The organism is Microbacterium azadirachtae (assembly GCF_025583665.1).
Classification (GTDB): Bacteria; Actinomycetota; Actinomycetes; order Actinomycetales; family Microbacteriaceae; genus Microbacterium; species Microbacterium azadirachtae.
In genome coordinates this window covers 1-19,182 of the sequence record NZ_CP099706.1, presented here as the reverse complement: position 1 = coordinate 19,182, position 19,182 = coordinate 1, and the positions used below count along the sequence as shown (strand labels likewise).

The window sequence follows — 19,182 nt, the reverse complement described above, 5'->3', positions numbered from 1 at the left end:
GATTTCGAGCAATCCATTGTCACGCTTCCATCACTACGGCAATATGTCCAGCATGACCGAAGATCAGCCCTCCGCGTCTGGACGATCCGCGCCCGCGATCGACGAAATCGCGTACGACATCCTCCGCGCGCTGCGTCGCAACGGACGGATCTCGATCGCGGCGCTCGCCCAGGAGGTCGGGATCTCGCGGGCCAGCGCCTACTCGCGCGTGGAGTCGCTGACGCGCGCCGGCATCATCACGGGCTACACCGCGGAGGTCGACACCACCCGGCTGGGGCTCGGCGTGAGCGCCCTGGTGTTCTGCACCATCCAGCCGCAGTCGTGGACCTCGTTCCTGCAGGCGATCGGGGAGATGCCCGACGTCGAGTCGGCGATGGTGATGACCGGGGAGCACGACGTGATGCTCCTGGTGCGCAGCGTCGACATGGAGCGCATGCAGTCGCTCGTGATCGGGACGATCGCCGATCGGCCCGAGGTCACCAAGGTCGAGACCGCGATCGTGATGGGCGAGGTGTTCCGGCGGCCGTTCGTGCTCCCGGACGAGATCCCCGAGCGCGCCGCGATCGGCGTCGACAGCGGCCTGATGCGATTCACCCGCACCGACGGCAGCCGCGGCACCCGCGTCTGATCCCGCCCGGGACCGCCGGCGCGTCGGGGTCAGACCTGCACGCAGACGCTGACGTGATCCACGCCGTCGACCGCGAAGTCCTCGATGAGACGGATCCGGCCGTCGTCCGACTGCTCCGCCCGGCTGACCGCGTCCCCGCGCACCACGGTGCCGTCGCTCGCCAGCGCATGTGCGAACGAGACGCGCACCTCGGCCCCGGCCACCTCGCCGACGAAGCGGCCCTCGGTGACCGTGTCGCCCGTGTACTCGCCCCAGATGAGGCTGCCGTCCTGGTGGTAGTCGAACGTGGTGGGGGCGTCGGAGTCGACGGCGCTCGCGGTCGAGGAGACCATGGCGAAGCGCAGTCCATCGAGGGAGAGGGTGGAAGGCATGACGACGAGTATGGACCCGCGCACGGGCTTCCGCGCAATCCCGACGGGAGCGCAGGCGGCCCCGGTCCGGCTCGTCCGCGCACTCCGGAAGGAGCTCGGCGGCGCTCTCCGAATGACAATCGTCCGGGCCCGGAGATCTATTAACAGGTTCATCCACATGTGGATTACTCGGCGAATGCGGAAATGGTCCGGCGCACCCGTCCGCGATCGGAGGGAGCTTCGGTATACCCGCTGTTCACCGGCTGTTTTCCGAGGGTCTCGGACCGGGACTCCTGCAGGATGCGGAGAGTGTGATCCGGTCATTGCGATCATCCCGCGCGCACTGCGCAAACGCCTCGGGACGCCGCGTCAGGAAATCCTGCGGAAGAGCGCATTCCCGGCTGCGGCGAATGCGCTTCCGACCGACAGGATAGCCGTGCCGCCACCCGCGTAGGCGATCTGGAGATGGCTGCCGTGGTTCTGCACGGTGATGAAGATGATCACGAAGGCGACCGCCGAGGCGATCGCACCGGCTCCCGCCACCCACCACAGCACCCGCAGGGATCGCGCCGGCGGATCCGCTTCCGGCACTCCCCACAGCAGCAAGGCGATTCCTCCCAGACAGCCGCATACCGCGACGAGCATGAACGCGGCGACCACATCGCTGGGTCGGTGCCACTGCTCGATCACGAGGCCGATGCCCGTCAAGACGGCGAACGCGCCGCCGATGATCGCGGCCAGCGGCCGCCAGCGCGACGGGCTCACGACGAAGACCGCGAACCCCGCGGCGGCGGCGACCGTCGCATGCCCAGACGGGAATGAATTGTCCAGCAGGTCGGTCGCACCGGTCGCGGCCCGCTCCAGGAACACGTGCTTCGCGAGCTCCGCGGCGATCACCGCGACGACGCCCGCGCCGAGCGCGACCACCAGATGCCGGAAGCGTCGCGTCACGAGCCCGATCACGAGCGTCGCGAGGATCCCGCCGCCGACGGCGACGGTCGGCACGTTCCCCAGGACCATGCCCATGAACTTGTAGACCGCGTCGTGCTGGGCGGAGGCGCCGACGAACGCCCGTTCATCGACGATCTGCCCCACGTAGGTGCGCACGAAGAACAGGTAGGTGACGACGAAGGAGGCCGCGAGCACCACGGCGGCGAGGGCGAATCGTCCTATCCCACGTCTCTCCGCCATGGATCCATCTTGCCGGGTCCACCTGTGCGGTCGCTCACCACTCGCTGCGGTCGTGCGCCGCGCGCAGGTCGCGGACGGCGCGCGCGTCGTCGTACGTCGCGACTCCGCCGCGCAGCAGGATGCCCCGCGGAGCCGAGGCTCCGGCCCGGGTCTGCCCGGAATCCACCGGTGCGACGGGTTCCGGCGTCTTCTGGTCGCCGTGACGCCCGCGGGCGGTGTCGAGCAGGGGCAGGGCGATGTGCACGAGGGGTCCGATGCCGAGCGCGAACACGACCGTGCCCACCCCGACGGTGCCGCCGAGCAGCCACCCGATCGCGAGCACGCTGACCTCCACGGACAGGCGGGACACCCAGATCGGCCATCCGAGCCGCGCGTTCATCCCCGTCATCAGACCGTCACGGGGACCGGGTCCGAAATGGGCGCCGATGTAGAGCCCGCTGGCGAGCGCGACCACCACCACGCCGGCGAGCAGCACGAGCACTTGCGCGAGGAGGCCGTGGACGGGCGGGATCACGGTGACGGTCGCCTGGATCGCGGTGCCGACGAGCAGCACGTTCAGGAGGGTGCCGAGGCCCGGCTTCTGCCGCAGCGGGATCCACAGCAGGAGCACGAGCACGCCGACGATGTTCGTGATCCAGCCCACGCCGATGCCGGTGTGCCGGGACAGGCCCTGGGCGAACACGGTCCACGGATCCACACCCAGACCGGCGATGATCATGAGGCCGTCTCCCACGCCGTAAAGCACGAGACCGACCAGCAGCTGCAGCACCCTTCTTGTCATGTCTCCATGATCGAGCACAACTGGACTGTTGCGTTCAGTCCAATCGTCCTAGGCTGGCCTCATGGACTCCCGGCTCTCCGCCCGTGCCCTCGTCGATCTGCTCGGGCTCTGGCGCACCAGCGAACCCGCGTTCGACGCCCTCGCGGACGCCATCCGCCTGCTCTGCCTCGACAATCGCATCGCGCCCGAGACGGCGCTGCCCGCCGAACGCGAGCTCGCCGTGGCCCTGGGCGTGAGCCGCACGACGGTCGCCGCCGCGTACCGCGCGCTCCGCAGCACCGGGCACATCGTCAGCCGGCAGGGATCCGGCAGCGTGACCCGGCCGCTCGGTCGCACCACCGCGGCCCGCTGGTTCGACCGCGAGGGGATCGATCTCCAGCAGGCGAGCCCGCCCGCCTGGCCGGGACTGCCCGGGGTGATCGCCGAAGCCGCGGCGTCGGCGACCGCGCTCGTCTCCCGCGCGGGCTACGACATCCTCGGTCACGTGGAGCTGCGGTCGGCGATCGCCGATCGCTACAGCCGGCAGGGGATCCCGACGAAGCCCTCGCAGATCATGGTCACCACCGGTGCGCAGCACGCCCTGAACCTCATCGCGTCGACGCTGCTGCGGCGCGCGGATCGCGTGCTGCTGGAGACCCCGAGCTACCCGCATGCCATGGAGACGTTCCGCCGGGTGGGCGCGCGGCTCGTCGGCGTGCCCGTCGAGTCCGGGCACGGCTGGGATCTGGACCGCGCCACCCAGGCGTTCGCGCGCACCCGCCCGATCCTCGCCTACCTGATGCCCGAGTTCCAGAATCCCACGGGGTGCTCGATGAGCTCCGAGGAGCGGGCGGTGTTCGCACGCGCTGCGCACGATGCCGGATCCATCCTCCTCATCGACGAGACCACCGCCGACCTCGCCATCGACCCGCTGCCGCGCCCGCAGCCGCTCGGCACGGGCAGCTCAGCGACGATCCGGGTGGGCTCGCTGGGGAAGTCGGTGTGGGGCGGATTGCGGATCGGCTGGATCCGCGCGGCGGACGACGTGATCCGCAGGCTCCGGGCCGCCCGCACGACGCACGACCTCGGCACCCCCGACCTCGAGCAGGCCGTGGCCACCCGGGTGGTGCAGCGGCTCGACGAGATCCTGCCGCAGCGCGCGTCCCTGCTGAGGGACGGCCGGGACGCCCTCGCCGCCGCGCTCGCCCGTGCCCTGCCGGAGTGGACCGTCCCTCGCGTGCACGGCGGGGTGGCGCTCTGGGTGGGACTGGGGGAGCCGCTCAGCTCCGCCCTCGTGATCGACGCCGCCGCGCACGGGTTGCACCTCAGCGCCGGCGGGCGCTTCGCCGTCGAGGGAGGGCAGGAGCGGCACCTGCGGATCCCCTTCACCACCGAGCCCCGGGAGCTGGAGCGCGCCGTCGACATCCTCGCCGCGTCCTGGGCGCGGGTGACCGCGGGCGCCCCTCGCATCTCGCCGGTCGCGGCCCTCGCGGAAGCCGTCGTCTGACGCTCCGCGTGCACTGCCCCAGAACGAGGAAACGGACCCGGTTGCACCGGGTCCGTTTCTGAACTGTGGAGCCTAGGAGATTCGAACTCCTGACATCCTGCTTGCAAAGCAGGCGCTCTACCAACTGAGCTAAGGCCCCGTGTCGCTGACGACGGGTTTCGACCGAATGAGCGGATCCGATTGCTCGGATCCGCTCATGTGTCGGTGGGGCTACCAGGACTTGAACCTGGGACCTCTTCATTATCAGTGAAGCGCTCTAACCGCCTGAGCTATAGCCCCGTATCAACCTCCAAGACTTTACCCGACGGCGGCGCGATCACGAAATCGAGCCCGGTCAGCTCCCTTCGCGGATCACGACGCTCCCCGCGGACACGCTCGACCGGATGCGGTGCGGCGACGACGGATCGGTCTGGATCCGTGCCTCGAGGCTCCCGGCCGACGTGTCCTTGGAGAGGTCGTAACGCCCCGACGGCACCGTCACGTCCATGGTTCCCGCGCTGACGTCGAGGCGGATCAGATCCGGCTGGGATCCGCCGATGGTGGCATTCAGATCACCGGCGGAGAGGGACAGGTCCGCCGTGGTCACATCGTCCAGGCGCAGCTCCGCGGAGCCTGCGTTGACGCGCGTGGTCACCGACGCAGCACCGCCGTCGACGGTGAGGGAACCGGCGTTGACGGTCGTCGAGAGCGTCTCGAAGCGGCCCTCGGTCGTCAGGGAGCCCGCGTTGAGCGTCAGGTCGCCGGTCAGCTCGCCCTCCAGCTCCCGGGGAAGGGTGAGCGTCATCCGCGGATCCGTGCCGAACCAGCTTCCGATCCACCAGCCGAAGGGCGTGTTGGGCCGGTCCACCCGCAGCACATCGCCGTCGCGGCGCATCGTCCAGTCGCCTCCGCCATCGCCCGTCACGCTCATGGTCGCGTCCGTCACATCGCTGAAGCGGACCGTCGCGGCTCCCCGGCCGACGTCGATCTTGAGCGTCGTGACGCCACGGACGTCCGCCGTGGTGCTGCGCGAGTCCGCGCCGTCGCCCGTGGCCACCTGCTGCATCGCGGCGAAGGCCGAGGTGCCGCCGGCGACGACGAGCGCACCGCCGCCGATGATCGCGGCGGCGATCGTGATCGCCAGGAGCGCGCCCTGCGGAGGCCGGGCCCCCGCGGCCGGCGCGGGGTTCGGCGCGCCGGTCGGCTCCGTCGTCGCCGTGAGGACGTCGGGGTCCGCGTGCGCCGTGCCGCTCGGATCCGTTCCGGGGGGAGGAGGGGTGAGGTTCGTCATCGGCTGATTCCCGTCTGTGTCGGTCCGGCAGGGGCTCCGCCCCGGCCGGTGCTGGAGAGGTGGGCGATCGCGGCGAGCACCCGGCGGTTGCCGGACTCGTCGGGTTCGAGCCCGAGCTTCTGGAAGATGGCGGTGATGTGCTTCTCGACGCTCGCCTCGGAGAGGAAGAGCGTGCCGGCGATGGCCTGGTTCGACCGGCCCTCGGCGATCATCGCGAGCACCGTCCGCTCGCGCTCGGTGAGGCTGCGCATCCGATCGTCCTGGTTGCGCCGGGTGAGCAGCTGCGCGACGACCTCCGGATCCAGCACGGTCGATCCTGCCGCGATCCGCTGCACCGACTCGATGAACTCGGAGACGTCGGCGACGCGGTCCTTGAGCAGGTAGCCGAGAGGTCCGGCCGATCCCTGCGCGACGATGAGGTCCGACGCATACCGCTCCTCCACGTACTGCGAGAGCACGAGCAGGGGGAGCTGCGGGAGACGGCGGCGCAGCGCCAGAGCGGCCCGGATCCCCTCGTCCACGAAGGTCGGCGGGAGCCGCACGTCGAGGATGCACAGCTCTGGGTCGCTCGCGTCGACGGTCTCGTCGAGCGCGGTGGCATCGGGCAGGGCGGCGACGACCGTGTGACCGGCGTCCTCGAGCAGGCGGACCAGTCCTTCGCGCAGCAGAACCGAGTCCTCGACGATCAGGATGCGCACGGGACGCTCACCTCCAGGCTGGTGGGACCGCCGACCGGGCTGTCCAGGCGGATCGTGCCTCCGGCCGCGAGCGCCCGGTTGCCGATGCCGTCGAGCCCTCCACCGGGGACGACGGTGGCACCGCCGACGCCGTTGTCCTCCACGCGGGCCCACAGCGTGCCGCCGTCCCGCACCCGCACCACGACCCGGCACTCGCTCGCACGCGAGTGCTTGGCGGCGTTGGTCAGCGACTCCGCGATGGCGAAGTACACGGCCGCCTCCGCGTCGCGGGAGCAGCGGCCGTCGAGCCGCACGTCGAGCACCACGGGCACCGGCGAGCGACCGGCGAGCGCCGAGAGAGCGGCGTCCAGCCCGCGGTCGTCGAGCACCGAGGCGTGGATGCCGCGGGCGAGCTGGCGCAGCTCGGTGATCGCGGCCTTCGTCGAGGTGTGCGCTTCGGCGATGAGCGCCTTCGCGGCCTCCGGATCCGTGTCGATCTTCTGCTGCGCCATGCCGAGGGTCATGCCCACGGAGACGAGCCTCGGCTGCACGCCGTCATGCAGGTCCCGCTCGATACGGGTGCGCTCCACGTCCGCGGCACGCACGGCACCCGCCCGCTGCGCCGTGGTGGTGCGCACCTGTTCGCTGAGATCGAGGTTGCGGTCCGGAGTCGCGACGATCCCGCGGGAGATCACCCGGTGGAGCAGGGCGATGCCGATGATCCCGACGACCGCGGCGGCCGCCCCGGCCCCGCCGACGAGGGGCGCCCAGGCGCTGGGATACCGCGTGCCCCAGCCGGTGTCCACGTCGGCGCCGGTGAACAGCGGCGCGAACGCCGTGACCGCCGACCAGCCGAACCACGTCATGAGCCGCAGCACGAGCGACCCGAGGGCGCACGCGATCGCGAAGTTCGCGAGCGCCCGCCACATGCGGCCGTTGTACGCCTGCCGCCAGAGCGAGAGCAGCCAGCCGCCGAAGCCCGGACGCTCTCGCGGACGCCGGCGCAGCGCCGGGAGGTCGAATCCGTAGAGCCCGTTCAGCCGGGCGATCTCGAACCACCCGATCCCGAACAGCGCGTACACGAGACCGACCAGCACCACCAGGCCGACGCCGAAGACGCTGAGCCCGATCCCGATGCCCACGGCCCCGCCGAGGAGACCTGCGACTCCGGATCCGAGGAAGCCGAGTGCGGCCAGCTCCAGGATCGTGAGGAACAGGCGCACGGGTGTGCGGACGGATTCCGCGGCCGGGCCGGCGGCGGTGCCCGCCGGGGGAGGATCGTAAGACGGTGCGGTGGTCACGTTCGACGCACTCCGTTCGCTCGCTGCTGGCATGACTCCACGCTACGGGCGCGTTCGGAGGCAGGGAACGGAGGCATCCGGAGCAACCGTTTCGGGTTTTCCGTAACGCGTGCGGGGTTATGCATGCCTAGCCTCGTTGGACGCGCGCACGATCTCGTGCTTACGTGATGCCATGCATGCATTGAGCGAACGAGAGGATCTGTCGTGAGCACGGCACATCCGGACGAACCGCACGGGACGGGACTCGGCCAGCGCCTGAACTGGCTCCGCGCCGGCGTCCTCGGCGCGAACGACGGCATCGTCTCCGTCGCCTCGCTCGTCGTGGGCGTCGCCGGTGCGACGACCGACAACGCCGCGCTGCTGGTGGCAGGCCTCGCCGGCCTCATCGGCGGGGCGATCTCGATGGCGCTCGGAGAGTACGTCTCCGTCAGCAGTCAGCGCGACAGCGAGCACGCCCTGATCGCCAAGGAGCGCGAGGAGTTGCGCACGATGCCGGAGCAGGAGCTCGCCGAGCTCACCGACCTGTACCGGCAGCGCGGGCTCAGCGAGCAGACCGCGCATCAGGTCGCCGTCGAGCTCACCGCCCACGACGCCCTCGCCGCGCACCTCGAGGTGGAGCTGGGCATCGACCAGGACGATCTCGTCAACCCCTGGCACGCGGCGCTCTCCTCGGCGATCGCCTTCACGGCCGGGGCGATCCTGCCGCTGCTGGCGATCCTGCTGCCGCCGCCCGCGTGGCGTGTGCCGGTCACGTTCGTCGCCGTGCTGATCGCCCTCGCGGCGACCGGTGCGCTCTCGGCGCGGATCGGCGGCTCGAGCCCGACGCGCGCGTCGATCCGGCTGGTGATCGGCGGCGCACTGGCTCTCGCCGCGACCTGGCTCATCGGCACCCTGCTCGGCACGACCGGGGTGGTGTGACCTGAACTCCGCTCGGGGAATCCCCGGAGGACGACGAAGGCCCGGATCCGTGGATCCGGGCCTTCTCGCGTCGAGGCGGTGTCAGTTCGAGGTGAACCCGACGAGCAGGCCGCCCGTCACCTTCACCGCGAAGTTGTAGATGCCCGCGACGACAGCACCCATCACCGTGAAGACGATGAGGTTCAGGATCGCGCAGACGGATCCGAACGCCAGCACCTGCGGCAGCCCGATCAGGCTGCTGAGCTTGGCGCCGTCGGCGATGCCGGCCACGAACTCGTCGGCCTTGCCCATGAGACCCGTCGCATCCACCACCAGGTAGATCAGCAGGAACGAGACCAGGGTGACGATGGCGATCGCGATCGCGCCCAGGAACGACAGCTTCACTGCCGACCAGAAGTCGATGTAGACCAGGCGCAGGCGCACCTGCTTGCTGGAGGTCTTCCGGGACGACTTCTTCGCGAGCTTGTCGGCTACCGTGCTCATGCGTCAGTTCCTTCGGGGGCTTCGGGGGATTCGGTCTCGGGGGCGGCACCGGAGTCCTCGGACTCTTCGCTGTCGGCCAGGCCTCGCTCGGTGTTCCGCGCGATCGCAAGGATCCGATCGTCCTCATCGGTCCGGGCGAAAACCACGCCCATGGTGTTGCGACCCTTCGCCGGCACCTCGGCCACGGCAGAGCGTACCACCTTGCCGCTGGCAAGAACCACAAGGACCTCATCGTCTTCCTGGACGATCAGACCCCCTGCCAGGATGCCCCGGTCATCGTTCAGTTTCGCGACCTTGATGCCCTGACCGCCGCGGCCCTGCACCCGGTATTCGTCGACCGAGGTGCGCTTCGCGTAGCCGCCGTCGGTGACGACGAACACGTAGCCCTCGGCCGTCACGAGCGACGCCGACAGCAGACTGTCGTCGCCGTTGAACCGCATCCCCTTCACGCCCTCGGTGGCGCGGCCCATCGGGCGCAGCGCCTCGTCGGTCGCGTGGAAGCGCACCGACATGCCGTGGCGGCTGATGAGCAGCACGTCGTCGGTGGCGTCGGCGAGGAAAGCGCTGACCAGCTCGTCCTCCTCGCGGAGGCGGATCGCGATGACGCCGCCCTGACGGTTGGTGTCGTAGTCGCCGAGGCGGCTCTTCTTCACCAGGCCGCCGCGGGTGGCGAGCACGAGATACTGCGCCGCGGCGTAGTCGCGGATGTCGAGGATCTGCGCGATCTTCTCGTCCGGCTGCAGCGCGAGCAGGTTCGCGACGTGCTGGCCCTTCGCATCGCGGCCGGCCTCGGGGATCTCGTACGCCTTGGTGCGGTACACGCGGCCCTTGTCCGTGAAGAACAGCAGCCAGTGGTGCGTGGTCGTCACGAAGAAGTGCTCGACGAGGTCGTCGGCGCGCAGCTGCGCGCCCTTGACGCCCTTGCCGCCGCGGTGCTGCGAGCGGTAGTTGTCACTGCGTGTGCGCTTGATGTAGCCCTCACGGGTGACTGTGACGACCATCTCCTCTTCGGCGATGAGGTCTTCCATCGAGACGTCGCCGTCGAAGCCGTGCAGGATGTGCGTGCGGCGCTCGTCGCCGAAGCGGTCGACGATCGCCGTGAGCTCCTCGCGGATGATGGTGCGCTGGCGCCCCTCGTCGGCGATGATCTCCTTGTAGTCGGCGATCCGCGCCTCGAGCTCGGTCGCCTCGTCGATGATCTTCTGGCGCTCGAGCGCGGCCAGGCGCCGCAGCTGCATGTCGAGGATGGCCTGCGCCTGCTCCTCGTCGATGCCGAGCAGCTGCTGCAGACCCTCGTTCGCCTCCTGCGCGGTGGGCGAACGGCGGATCAGGGCGATGACCTCGTCGAGCGCGTCGAGCGCCTTGAGGTATCCCTGCAGGATGTGCATGCGCGCTTCGGCCTTCGCGAGGCGGTACCTCGTGCGCCGCACGATGACCTCGATCTGGTGGTCGAGCCAGTGCGTGACGAAGCCGTCGAGCGCGAGCGTGCGGGGCACGCCGTCGACGATCGCGAGCATGTTCGCGCCGAAGTTGTCCTGCAGCTGGGTGTGCTTGTACAGGTTGTTCAGCACGACCTTGGCGACGGCGTCGCGCTTGAGCACGATCACGAGACGCTGACCGGTGCGGTCGCTGGACTCGTCGCGGATGTCGGCGATGCCGGTGATCTTGCCCTCACGGGCGAGGTCGCCGATCTTGACGGCGAGGTTGTCGGGGTTCACCTGGTACGGGAGCTCGGTGATCACGAGGCACGTGCGGCCCTGGATCTCCTCGACGCCGACCACCGCGCGCATCGTGATGGATCCGCGCCCGGTGCGGTACGCCTCGTGGATCCCCTTGGTGCCGAGGATCTGCGCGCCGGTCGGGAAGTCCGGTCCGGGGATCCGCTGGATCAGCCCGTCGAGCAGCTCCTCACGGGGGAGTCCGGGGTTCTCCAGCGCCCAGAGCGCGGCCTCGGACACCTCGCGCAGGTTGTGCGGAGGGATGTTGGTGGCCATGCCCACCGCGATGCCGATCGACCCGTTCACGAGCAGGTTCGGGAAACGCGCCGGCAGGACGTCGGGCTCCTCGGTCTGGCCGTCGTAGTTCGGCGAGAAGTCGACGGTCTCCTCTTCGATGTCGCGCACCATCTCGAGCGCGAGCGGAGCCATCTTCGTCTCGGTGTATCGCGGCGCGGCGGCGCCCATGTTGCCCGGGGAGCCGAAGTTGCCCTGGCCGAGCGCGAGCGGGTAGCGCAGCGACCACGGCTGCACGAGGCGCACGAGGGTGTCGTAGATGGCGGTGTCGCCGTGCGGGTGGTACTGACCCATCACCTCGCCTACCACGCGGGCGCACTTGGAGAACGACTTGTCCGGACGGAAGCCGCCGTCGTACATCCCGTAGATCACACGGCGGTGCACGGGCTTGAGGCCGTCGCGCACGTCGGGGAGCGCACGACCGACGATGACCGCCATCGCGTAGTCGAGGTACGACCGCTGCATCTCCGACTGCAGGTCGACCTGGTCGATCTTGCCGTGGTTGTGGCCGTCCCGGATGTCCTGCGCACCCTCGTTCGTGATGATCTCTTCGTCGTCAGCCATGTCTGCTCTTCCTGAGTGGTCCAGAAGTTCTGTGCGCGCTGCGGCGCGCGGATCCCGTCAAGGGATCAGATGTCGAGGAACCGCACGTCCTTGGCGTTGCGCTGGATGAAGCTGCGGCGCGACTCGACGTCCTCGCCCATCAGCACGCTGAAGATCTCATCCGCCGCGGCGGCGTCGTCGATCGTGATCTGACGGAGCGTGCGGGTGGTGTGATCCATCGTGGTCTCCCACAGCTCCTTGGCGTTCATCTCGCCGAGACCCTTGTAGCGCTGGATGCCGGCGTCCTTCGGGATCCGCTTCCCGTTCGCGAGCCCGTCGTTCAGCAGCGCATCGCGCTCGGCGTCGGAGTAGACGTACTCGTGCGGCGCGTTCGTCCACTTCAGGCGGTACAGCGGGGGCATCGCGAGGAACACGAAGCCGGCCTCGATGAGCCCGCGCATGTAGCGGAAGAGCAGCGTGAGCAGCAGCGTCGTGATGTGCTGGCCGTCGACATCGGCATCGGCCATCAGCACGATCTTGTGATAGCGGGCCTTCTCGAGGTCGAAGTCCTCGCCGATGCCCGTGCCGAAGGCCTGGATCATCGCCTGGACCTCTTTGTTGGCCAGTGCCTTGTCCAGACGCGCGCGCTCGACGTTCAGGATCTTGCCGCGCAGCGCCAGGATGGCCTGGGTGTGCGGGTCGCGCCCCTGCACGGCCGAACCGCCGGCCGAGTCGCCCTCCACGAGGAAGATCTCGGAGATCGACGGATCCTTGCTGGTGCAGTCCTTGAGCTTGTCCGGCATCGCCGCCGACTCGAACACGCTCTTGCGGCGCGCGGTCTCGCGCGCCTTGCGTGCGGCCATGCGCGCGGTCGCGGCCTCGACGGCCTTCGTCACCACGTTCCTGGCCTGCTTCGGGTTCCGGTCGAACCAGTCGCCGAGCTGATCGCCGACGACCTTCTGCGTGAACGCCTTCGCCTCGGTGTTGCCCAGCTTGGTCTTCGTCTGGCCCTCGAACTGCGGCTCGCCCAGCTTGATCGAGATGACGGCCGTGAGTCCCTCGCGCACATCGTCGCCCGTGAGGTTGTCGTCCTTCTCCTTGAGGATGTTGTTGGCGCGCGCGTAGCGGTTGACGAGCGTCGTCAGCGCGGCGCGGAAGCCCTCCTCGTGGGTGCCGCCCTCGTGCGTGTTGATCGTGTTGGCGTAGGTAAACACGTTCTCCGTGTAGCCGGTGGTCCACTGCATCGCGACCTCGAGGGAGATCTTGCGCGCCGTGTCCTCGGACTCGAAAGCGATGATCTCGTCGTTGACCACATCGGCCTTGCGCACGTGGTTCAGGTACTCGACGTAGTCGACGAGTCCCCGCTCGTAGAAGAAGACGTCGGCGCGCTGGCGGGTCACGACGGTGCCGTCGACCTCCTCGTCGACCGTCGCGCCCTCGCGCTCGTCGTGCAGCTCGATGCGCAGGCCCTTGTTCAGGAACGCCATCTGCTGGAACCGGGTGCGGAGGGTGTCGTAGTCGAACTCGACGGTCTCCTGGAAGATGGTGCCGTCCGGCCAGAACGTGATCGCGGTTCCGGTCTCGGTCGTGGCCTCGCCCTTCTCGAGCTGCTGCTGCGGGGCGCCGCCGTCGGCGAAGCTGTGCCGCCAGACGAAGCCCTTCTGCTTGACCTCGACCTCGAAGCGCGTGGACAGCGCGTTCACGACGGAGGAGCCGACGCCGTGCAGTCCGCCCGAGACCGCGTAGGCCCCGCCGCCGAACTTGCCGCCGGCGTGCAGGATCGTCAGCACCACCTCGACCGTCGACTTGGTCGGGTCGGAGGAGTGCGGGTCGACGGGGATGCCGCGACCGTTGTCGACCACGCGCACACCGCCGTCGGCGAGCAGCGTGACCAGGATCGTGTCGGCGTAGCCGGCGAGGGCCTCGTCGACGGAGTTGTCCACGATCTCGTACACGAGGTGGTGGAGTCCGCGCGGACCCGTGGATCCGATGTACATGCCGGGGCGCTTGCGCACGGCCTCGAGACCCTCGAGGATCTGGATCGAGTCGGCGCCGTACTCCGCCGCCTGGGCCGCGGGAGCACCGGAGTCGTTCGAAGTCGTCGCGGATCCGGGTGCTTCAGCCCCCGTCTGGGTCGATTCGTTCGCGTCAGAGGGGGTTTCAGGCGTCATCTGAGGGGAGGCTCCACATCGAAGATCTAGGCTCTCAGTCTATCGGAAAGACCCCTTCCTGTCTCGTTGTACGCGCTTCTGCGCGCCTTAACGACGGTGGAGCAGGACGGATCATGTCCTAGCCGTAGGTATCGCGCGGACCGCGCCCTGGAGCGACTCTGGGGCCCCATTTCCAGGAAGGGACGTCCGGTCCGACGAAGCGGATGTTCTCGACTCCGGCCTCCGGGTATCGCCGGCCGATCTCCGTGATGATGACCGCGCGCATGTACTGCAGGTTCTTCGCCCACGCCGTCGAGTCGCATTTGACGGTGAGCATCCCGCCCTCGAGCGACACCGGCTCGGAGTGCTTGGCGGTGTCCGGCCCCGCCAGCTCCGCCCACTGCAGCACCAGGTCCTCACGGCTCAGCGCCGCTTCCCAGCCCGCGTCGCGGGTGAGCTTCGCGAGCACGTCGCCGAGCGATCCCGGATCCCGGCCCGGCGTGAACGGCGCGTTCTCGTCGTCGACGATCCGCTTCTTGCGCTTCCAGTTCTTCGAGCTCGGCTTGAGCCCGCGCAGGCGCAGGTAGGTCGCGACGGTCTCCGGGATCTCGGGTTCGCCGTGCTCAGCCATCGTGCGCCTCCGCGTCGTCGAGGTCGGGGTCGGCGGGCACGGCCTCGCGCTCGTCGGTGATGGTGCCGGCGGAGATGCGCACCACGTGCCGGTGCAGCACCTCGGGGATGTCCTCCTCCACAGCGGCGGTCACCAGCACCTGCTCGTACCCGGCGGTGATCCCGGCCAGCCGCCGGCGACGCTCGGCGTCGAGCTCGGCGAAGACGTCGTCGAGGATCAGCACCGGGTCCCCGGCCGGCGACTCCGCGCGCAGCAGCTCCGCCGAGGCGAGTCGCAGCGCGAGTGCGATCGACCAGGACTCCCCGTGCGAGGCGTATCCCTTGACCGGCAGGTCCCGCACCCGCAGCACGAGATCGTCGCGATGCGGACCGACCAGGGTGAGGCCACGCTCCAGCTCGGCCGGTCGCTTCGCCGAGAGGGCGGTGCGGAACAGCTCCGCCGTGGTGCCGGAACCGGCGGCATCCTCGGCGTCGTCCCCCTCCTCGGGGTCGCCCCCGCGGATCGACTGCGCCCAGTGCAGCCGCGGATCGTGATCCTCGCCGGCGATCGCGGCGTACGCGTCCGCCACGCCGGGCTGCAGGTCCGCCGCGAGGCGGGAGCGCGCGTCGATGATCTCGGAGCCGAGCGCGATGAGCTTGTCGTCCCAGACGTCGAGCGTGCTGAGGGCCTCCGCCTTGATCCCGCGCGCCCGGGCCGACTTCAGCAGCGCGGTGCGCTGGCGCAGCACCCGGTCGTAGTCGGCGAGCACAGCGGACATGCGCGGGGTGCGCTGGATCAGCAGCTGGTCGGCGAAGCGCCGCCGCGAGGACGGATCGCCGCGCACGATCTGCAGATCCTCCGGAGCGAAGAGCACGACATGGGCGTAGCGGGGGAGGTCCGCGGTGCGTCCCGGGGCGCCGTTGACCCGCGCCTTGTTCGATCCCTGCCGATTGATCTGGACTTCGATCAGGACTTTTCTCGCACCGTGCGCGAGCCGCGCGCGGACGATCGCAGCCTCGTGGCCGTCGCGCACCATGGGGGCGTCCGAGGAGACCCGGTGGGAGCCCAGGGTCGCGAGGAAGACGATCGCCTCGGCGAGGTTGGTCTTGCCCTGGCCGTTGCGCCCGACGAGCACGTTCGGACCGCGGTGCAGCGTGAGTTCGGCGGTCGCGTAATTGCGGAAGTCCACGAGGCTGAGGTGCTCCACAATCACCCGAGCAACCTTACCCGCGGGCTCCGACAGCGGGACCGGGCGGAGCGCCCGCGATCAGAGCTCGCGCGCGACGTGGACGAAGCCGTTCTCGCGTCGCGTCTCGGTCATGCCGGAGCGGGCGAGCACCGCGAGCGAAGCGGAGTTCGTCTCCTCGGTGTCCGCGATCGCGCGGACAGCTCCGTGCGCCGCCGCGATCCGCAGGCCTTCGGCGACCGCCGCGGTCGCGAGCCCCCGACCCCGCGCCGAGGGCACCAGGCCGTAGCCGAACTCGACCGTGCCGCTCTGGTCGGGCGGACCGAAGAACCCGAAACCTCCGACGGCGACGCCCTCGTCATCGCGGATGACGTACATCGTGAACACCGGATCCGCGGATTCCCGCGCCGCGAGCGCGCGCAGCGGATCCCGCTCGTCCTCGAACGGGTATTCCGCGTGCCAGTCGTCGCCGGCACGCTCGTCCCGGGCGACGATCCGCGCCGCGAGGGCGGGATCGATCGGGTCCAGGCGCATCAGCGCAGCAGGAGGTTCGGCTGCAGGAGGTACTTGAACGAGTCGAGTCCCGCCTGGTCGACCGAGGTCTGGCTGGTGATCAGAACCGGGCTGAGCTTGTTGGCGTTGTCGGAGGAGGTGAACGTCACACGCACGAACTCGCTCTTGACCGCGCCGAGCGCCTCGAGCAGGTACTGCGGGTTGAGGCCGAGGGTCACGTCCTCGCCGTTCAGGTGGGCGTCGACCGACTCGGAGGCACGGGCCTGCTCCCCGCCCGACGCGTCCATGGTGACGCTCGACGTATCGAACGTGAATCGCAGGGGAGCCGAGCGGTCCAGCACGAGGGCGACGCGGCGGACCGCCTCCATGAGGTCGGCGGTGCTGACGACCGCGTGGTGGTCGGTCTGCTCCGGGAAAAGTCGCCTGACCGGGGGGAAGTTTCCCTTGATCAGCAGCGAGGTCACGGTCTTGTTGCCCGCGGTGAAGGCGATGATCTCGCGATCGCCGGCGCCGGAGAACGAGATCTGGATCGTGCCGGCGTGGCCGAAGGTCTTCCCGACCTCCTGGAGCGTGCGCGCCGGGACCAGTGCGGTCTGCTCGCCGCCCTCGCCGTCCCACGGCACGTCGCGCAGAGACACGCGGTAGCGGTCGGTGGCGACCAGGCTCAGCGTGTTGTCGCCGACTTCGAGCTGGACGCCCGTGAGCACAGGCGTGACATCGTCGCGGGACGCGGCGAAGGCGACCTGGGCGATCGCGGTGCCGAACTCCTCCGCGGGCACCAGTCCGCTGGTGCCCGAGACCTCGGGGATCGACGGATACTCCTCGACCGGCATGGCGGCGAGCGTGAAGCGCGCGGATCCGCAGCGGACGGCGATGCCGCCGTCCTCCTCGACCGAGATCTCGATGGGCGCATTGGGCAGTCGGCTGGCGATGTCGGAGAGCAGTCGCCCGTGCACGAGGATCGTGCCCGGTTCGTCGACCGTGGCCTCGATCGTGGTGCGGGCGGACGCCTCGTAGTCGAACGCCGACAGGGTGAGACCGCCGTCGCCCGCCTCGATCAGCACACCGGCCAAGATCGGCTGCGGGTTGCGCTGCGGCAGGAGCTTGACGACGAAGGACACTGCTTCGCTGAACACATCGCGATTGACCTGGAACCTCACCGGTGCTCCTTCGTCGACTGATTCCGAAGGGTCGCGCCGATGGCGCCCTCCGTCCGCTGGCACACACCAGGGGATCCCATGCTAATGCCACGAAGCGTCGCGTCCAGGTCGAGGGCCCTCGGATCCGGATCCGTCCCCAGCCCGGCACCGGGAGGTGATCGATGGCCGGAGATTCGAAAGGAGTTCTTAACGGTGTTAACACCTGTGGAGACTGTGGATAAGTCTGGGGATGCTGTGCGGCTGTAGGGAACTACACGTCTGTCACTTGTGGAGATCCTGCGGAAACAGTGGGGTCTCGGGGCGGGGTCGCTTCCTCGCCGTCCCCGAGTTATCCACAGATCGGGGTCCGATGTGGGGAATCCATGCCGTCCGATCGCGGAGATATCCCCAAGTTATCCACATGTGGACGCGCGGACGGGGCGCATGCCAGAATCCGCCCTCCGGGCGCGTCGAAGCCGCTCACGGCCGTCCTGGGGCCGATGAGCGGGGATCCGTGCCGGGGTGTGCGAGCCGAGACCGGGCTCAGCGCCGGCTGAGCTGCGCGGTGATCTCGGTCACCTGGTTGAAGATCGCGCGACGCTCCTTCATGAGCTCGCTGATCTTCTTGTACGCGTACATCACAGTGGTGTGGTCGCGGTTGCCGAAGAGCTGGCCGATCTTGGGGAGTGAGAGATTGGTGCGCTCGCGGCACAGATACATGGCGATCTGGCGTGCGGTCGCGATCTGCTGCGACCGGCTGGAGCCGTAGAGGTCGTCCTCGGTGAGCTTGAAGTAGTTCGCCGTGGTGGTGATGATGTCGGTCGGCGAGACGATGCTGTCCTCGTCCTGGTCGACGATGTCGCGCAGCGCGGTCTGGGCGGTGGCGATGTCGAGGGCCGAGCGGTTCAGGTTCGCGAAGGCGGTCGCGCGGATGAGCGCGCCCTCGAGCTCGCGGATGTTCGAGGACACCTTGGTCGCGATGTACTCCAGCACGTCGTCCGGCACGTGGAGCTGCTCGCTCTGCGCCTTCTTGCGGAGGATCGCGATGCGCGTCTCGAGGTCGGGCGCCTGCACGTCGGTGATCAGGCCCCACTCGAAGCGGCTGCGCATCCGCTCCTCGAAGCCGGTGAGGTGCTTCGGCGGCACATCGCTCGTGATGACGACCTGCTTGTTGTGGTCGTGCAACTGGTTGAACGTGTGGAAGAACGCCTCCTGGGTCTCCGCGCGACCCTGGAGGAACTGGATGTCGTCGATCATGAGGATGTCGACCTCGCGGTACCGCGCCTGGAAGGCGGATCCGCGGTTGTTCGCGATCGAGTTGATGAAGTCGTTCGTGAACTCCTCGCTCGACACGTAGCGCACCTTGACCCCGGCGTACAGGGACTGCGCGTAGTCGCCGATGGCGTGCAGGAGGTGGGTCTTGCCGAGGCCCGGACCGCCGTAGATGAAGAGCGGGTTGTAGGCCTTCGCCGGCGCCTCGGCCACGGCCACCGCCGCCGCGTGGGCGAAGCGGTTGGACTGCCCGATGACGAAGTTGTCGAAGACGTACTTCGGGTTGAGGCGCGACTCGTGGCGGATCGGCGTGGGCTGCTGCTCGATGGGCGACTCGACGCGAGCGGGCTCCTGGCGGGCCGATGCGAAGTCCGTCACGGGGATCGGCACGGTCTGCTGATCCACCATGTCGTGGTTGACCGTGACCCGGAAGGACGTGACCTCGTCGCCGATGCGCGCGAGGGCCTCCATGATCGGCAGGCGCAGCCGCTTGTTGATCTGCCCGGCGGTGAGATCGTTGGGCACCTCGAGGTAGAGCGTGGCGGTCATCACGCCGGCGGGGACGGCGAGGTTGAGGAATCCCTGCAGCGGGGCGGTGACGCGCTCGTCGCCGGCCAGCTCGGCGAGCAGCTCGTCCCAGATCGGGACGTCGGACGCTGCGGATGCGGACAT

The 19,182-nt window shown here is 69.3% G+C and carries 17 protein-coding genes and 2 tRNA genes; 3 read left to right on the top strand and 16 right to left on the bottom strand.

The window, feature by feature from the left end:
• Window positions 1–52: 52 nt before the first annotated feature.
• Entirely contained in the window at window positions 53–628 is a 576-nt protein-coding gene (locus tag NFX31_RS00095; protein ID WP_248700411.1) for an Lrp/AsnC family transcriptional regulator, read from the top strand.
• Window positions 629–657: 29 nt separating this feature from the next.
• On the opposite strand, the gene NFX31_RS00090 is transcribed toward NFX31_RS00095, so the two are convergent.
• The 3 genes from NFX31_RS00090 to yczE all read right to left on the bottom strand — a co-directional run bounded on the left by NFX31_RS00090 (window position 658) and on the right by yczE (window position 2,950).
• Window positions 658–999 (bottom strand): avidin-fold protein, encoded by a 342-nt coding sequence (locus NFX31_RS00090; RefSeq protein WP_245762949.1) that lies wholly within the window; start codon window positions 997–999, stop codon window positions 658–660.
• Window positions 1,000–1,347: 348 nt separating this feature from the next.
• The gene (locus NFX31_RS00085) at window positions 1,348–2,169 is read right to left on the bottom strand and encodes a phosphatase PAP2 family protein (RefSeq protein WP_045250228.1); all 822 of its coding nucleotides are present in this window, start codon (window positions 2,167–2,169) and stop codon (window positions 1,348–1,350) included.
• 34 nt (window positions 2,170–2,203) lie between these two features.
• Window positions 2,204–2,950, bottom strand: coding sequence for a membrane protein YczE (gene yczE / locus NFX31_RS00080; RefSeq protein ID WP_338101479.1), 747 nt, complete (start codon window positions 2,948–2,950; stop codon window positions 2,204–2,206).
• Between the two features lie 61 nt (window positions 2,951–3,011).
• Between yczE and yczR the strand changes: the two genes are divergently transcribed.
• Window positions 3,012–4,436 (top strand): MocR-like transcription factor YczR, encoded by a 1,425-nt coding sequence (gene yczR, locus NFX31_RS00075; protein ID WP_262956396.1) that lies wholly within the window; start codon window positions 3,012–3,014, stop codon window positions 4,434–4,436.
• 66 nt (window positions 4,437–4,502) lie between these two features.
• Here yczR and NFX31_RS00070 read toward each other — a convergent pair.
• From NFX31_RS00070 to NFX31_RS00050, 5 genes are all read right to left on the bottom strand, one after another.
• A tRNA-Ala gene (locus tag NFX31_RS00070) sits at window positions 4,503–4,575 on the bottom strand.
• A 66-nt stretch (window positions 4,576–4,641) separates the two neighbouring features.
• Window positions 4,642–4,715 (bottom strand) — tRNA-Ile (locus NFX31_RS00065).
• Window positions 4,716–4,770: 55 nt separating this feature from the next.
• Window positions 4,771–5,706, bottom strand: a complete 936-nt coding sequence (locus NFX31_RS00060; RefSeq protein WP_262956395.1) for a DUF4097 domain-containing protein — start codon at window positions 5,704–5,706, stop codon at window positions 4,771–4,773.
• Window positions 5,703–6,404 carry a LuxR C-terminal-related transcriptional regulator gene (locus NFX31_RS00055; RefSeq protein WP_045250226.1) on the bottom strand — a complete coding sequence of 234 codons (702 nt, stop codon included), beginning with the start codon at window positions 6,402–6,404 and terminating at the stop codon, window positions 5,703–5,705. The genes NFX31_RS00060 and NFX31_RS00055 overlap by 4 nt, the downstream gene beginning before the upstream one ends.
• Complete coding sequence (locus NFX31_RS00050) at window positions 6,392–7,717, bottom strand: sensor histidine kinase (RefSeq protein WP_262956394.1); 1,326 nt, start codon at window positions 7,715–7,717, stop codon at window positions 6,392–6,394. The genes NFX31_RS00055 and NFX31_RS00050 overlap by 13 nt, the downstream gene beginning before the upstream one ends.
• 171 nt (window positions 7,718–7,888) lie before the next feature.
• On the opposite strand from NFX31_RS00050, the gene NFX31_RS00045 reads away from it, so the two are divergent.
• Window positions 7,889–8,602, top strand: a complete 714-nt coding sequence (locus NFX31_RS00045; protein ID WP_045250225.1) for a VIT1/CCC1 transporter family protein — start codon at window positions 7,889–7,891, stop codon at window positions 8,600–8,602.
• A gap of 81 nt (window positions 8,603–8,683) precedes the next feature.
• Here the strand turns inward: NFX31_RS00045 and NFX31_RS00040 are convergent, their stop codons facing one another.
• The 8 genes from NFX31_RS00040 to dnaA all read right to left on the bottom strand — a co-directional run bounded on the left by NFX31_RS00040 (window position 8,684) and on the right by dnaA (window position 19,182).
• A complete protein-coding gene (locus tag NFX31_RS00040) occupies window positions 8,684–9,085 on the bottom strand; it encodes a DUF3566 domain-containing protein (protein ID WP_045250224.1) in 402 nt (133 codons plus the stop codon).
• Window positions 9,082–11,661 carry a DNA gyrase subunit A gene (gene gyrA, locus NFX31_RS00035; RefSeq protein WP_045250223.1) on the bottom strand — a complete coding sequence of 860 codons (2,580 nt, stop codon included), beginning with the start codon at window positions 11,659–11,661 and terminating at the stop codon, window positions 9,082–9,084. The genes NFX31_RS00040 and gyrA overlap by 4 nt, the downstream gene beginning before the upstream one ends.
• Window positions 11,662–11,726: 65 nt before the next feature.
• A complete protein-coding gene (gene gyrB, locus NFX31_RS00030) occupies window positions 11,727–13,811 on the bottom strand; it encodes a DNA topoisomerase (ATP-hydrolyzing) subunit B (protein ID WP_091477892.1) in 2,085 nt (694 codons plus the stop codon).
• 118 nt (window positions 13,812–13,929) lie between these two features.
• Window positions 13,930–14,421 (bottom strand): DciA family protein, encoded by a 492-nt coding sequence (locus NFX31_RS00025; protein ID WP_045250222.1) that lies wholly within the window; start codon window positions 14,419–14,421, stop codon window positions 13,930–13,932.
• A complete protein-coding gene (gene recF / locus NFX31_RS00020) occupies window positions 14,414–15,613 on the bottom strand; it encodes a DNA replication/repair protein RecF (protein WP_262956393.1) in 1,200 nt (399 codons plus the stop codon). The genes NFX31_RS00025 and recF overlap by 8 nt, the downstream gene beginning before the upstream one ends.
• Before the next feature lie 54 nt (window positions 15,614–15,667).
• Window positions 15,668–16,120, bottom strand: a complete 453-nt coding sequence (locus NFX31_RS00015; RefSeq protein ID WP_091477894.1) for a GNAT family N-acetyltransferase — start codon at window positions 16,118–16,120, stop codon at window positions 15,668–15,670.
• Complete coding sequence (gene dnaN, locus NFX31_RS00010) at window positions 16,120–17,259, bottom strand: DNA polymerase III subunit beta (RefSeq protein WP_045250219.1); 1,140 nt, start codon at window positions 17,257–17,259, stop codon at window positions 16,120–16,122. The genes NFX31_RS00015 and dnaN overlap by 1 nt, the downstream gene beginning before the upstream one ends.
• A gap of 522 nt (window positions 17,260–17,781) precedes the next feature.
• Window positions 17,782–19,182 carry a chromosomal replication initiator protein DnaA gene (gene dnaA, locus NFX31_RS00005; protein ID WP_045250218.1) on the bottom strand — a complete coding sequence of 467 codons (1,401 nt, stop codon included), beginning with the start codon at window positions 19,180–19,182 and terminating at the stop codon, window positions 17,782–17,784.

Coding starts and splice junctions, on each gene's coding strand:
- NFX31_RS00025 (WP_045250222.1), bottom strand. CDS start 14,421: ATGGCTGAGCACGGCGAACCCGAGATCCCGGAGACCGTCGCGACCTAC.
- gyrA (WP_045250223.1), bottom strand. CDS start 11,661: ATGGCTGACGACGAAGAGATCATCACGAACGAGGGTGCGCAGGACATC.
- NFX31_RS00090 (WP_245762949.1), bottom strand. CDS start 999: ATGCCTTCCACCCTCTCCCTCGATGGACTGCGCTTCGCCATGGTCTCC.
- NFX31_RS00040 (WP_045250224.1), bottom strand. CDS start 9,085: ATGAGCACGGTAGCCGACAAGCTCGCGAAGAAGTCGTCCCGGAAGACC.
- yczE (WP_338101479.1), bottom strand. CDS start 2,950: ATGACAAGAAGGGTGCTGCAGCTGCTGGTCGGTCTCGTGCTTTACGGC.
- NFX31_RS00060 (WP_262956395.1), bottom strand. CDS start 5,706: ATGACGAACCTCACCCCTCCTCCCCCCGGAACGGATCCGAGCGGCACG.
- NFX31_RS00050 (WP_262956394.1), bottom strand. CDS start 7,717: ATGCCAGCAGCGAGCGAACGGAGTGCGTCGAACGTGACCACCGCACCG.
- yczR (WP_262956396.1), top strand. CDS start 3,012: ATGGACTCCCGGCTCTCCGCCCGTGCCCTCGTCGATCTGCTCGGGCTC.
- dnaA (WP_045250218.1), bottom strand. CDS start 19,182: ATGTCCGCATCCGCAGCGTCCGACGTCCCGATCTGGGACGAGCTGCTC.
- NFX31_RS00015 (WP_091477894.1), bottom strand. CDS start 16,120: ATGCGCCTGGACCCGATCGATCCCGCCCTCGCGGCGCGGATCGTCGCC.
- NFX31_RS00095 (WP_248700411.1), top strand. CDS start 53: ATGACCGAAGATCAGCCCTCCGCGTCTGGACGATCCGCGCCCGCGATC.
- gyrB (WP_091477892.1), bottom strand. CDS start 13,811: ATGACGCCTGAAACCCCCTCTGACGCGAACGAATCGACCCAGACGGGG.
- NFX31_RS00085 (WP_045250228.1), bottom strand. CDS start 2,169: ATGGCGGAGAGACGTGGGATAGGACGATTCGCCCTCGCCGCCGTGGTG.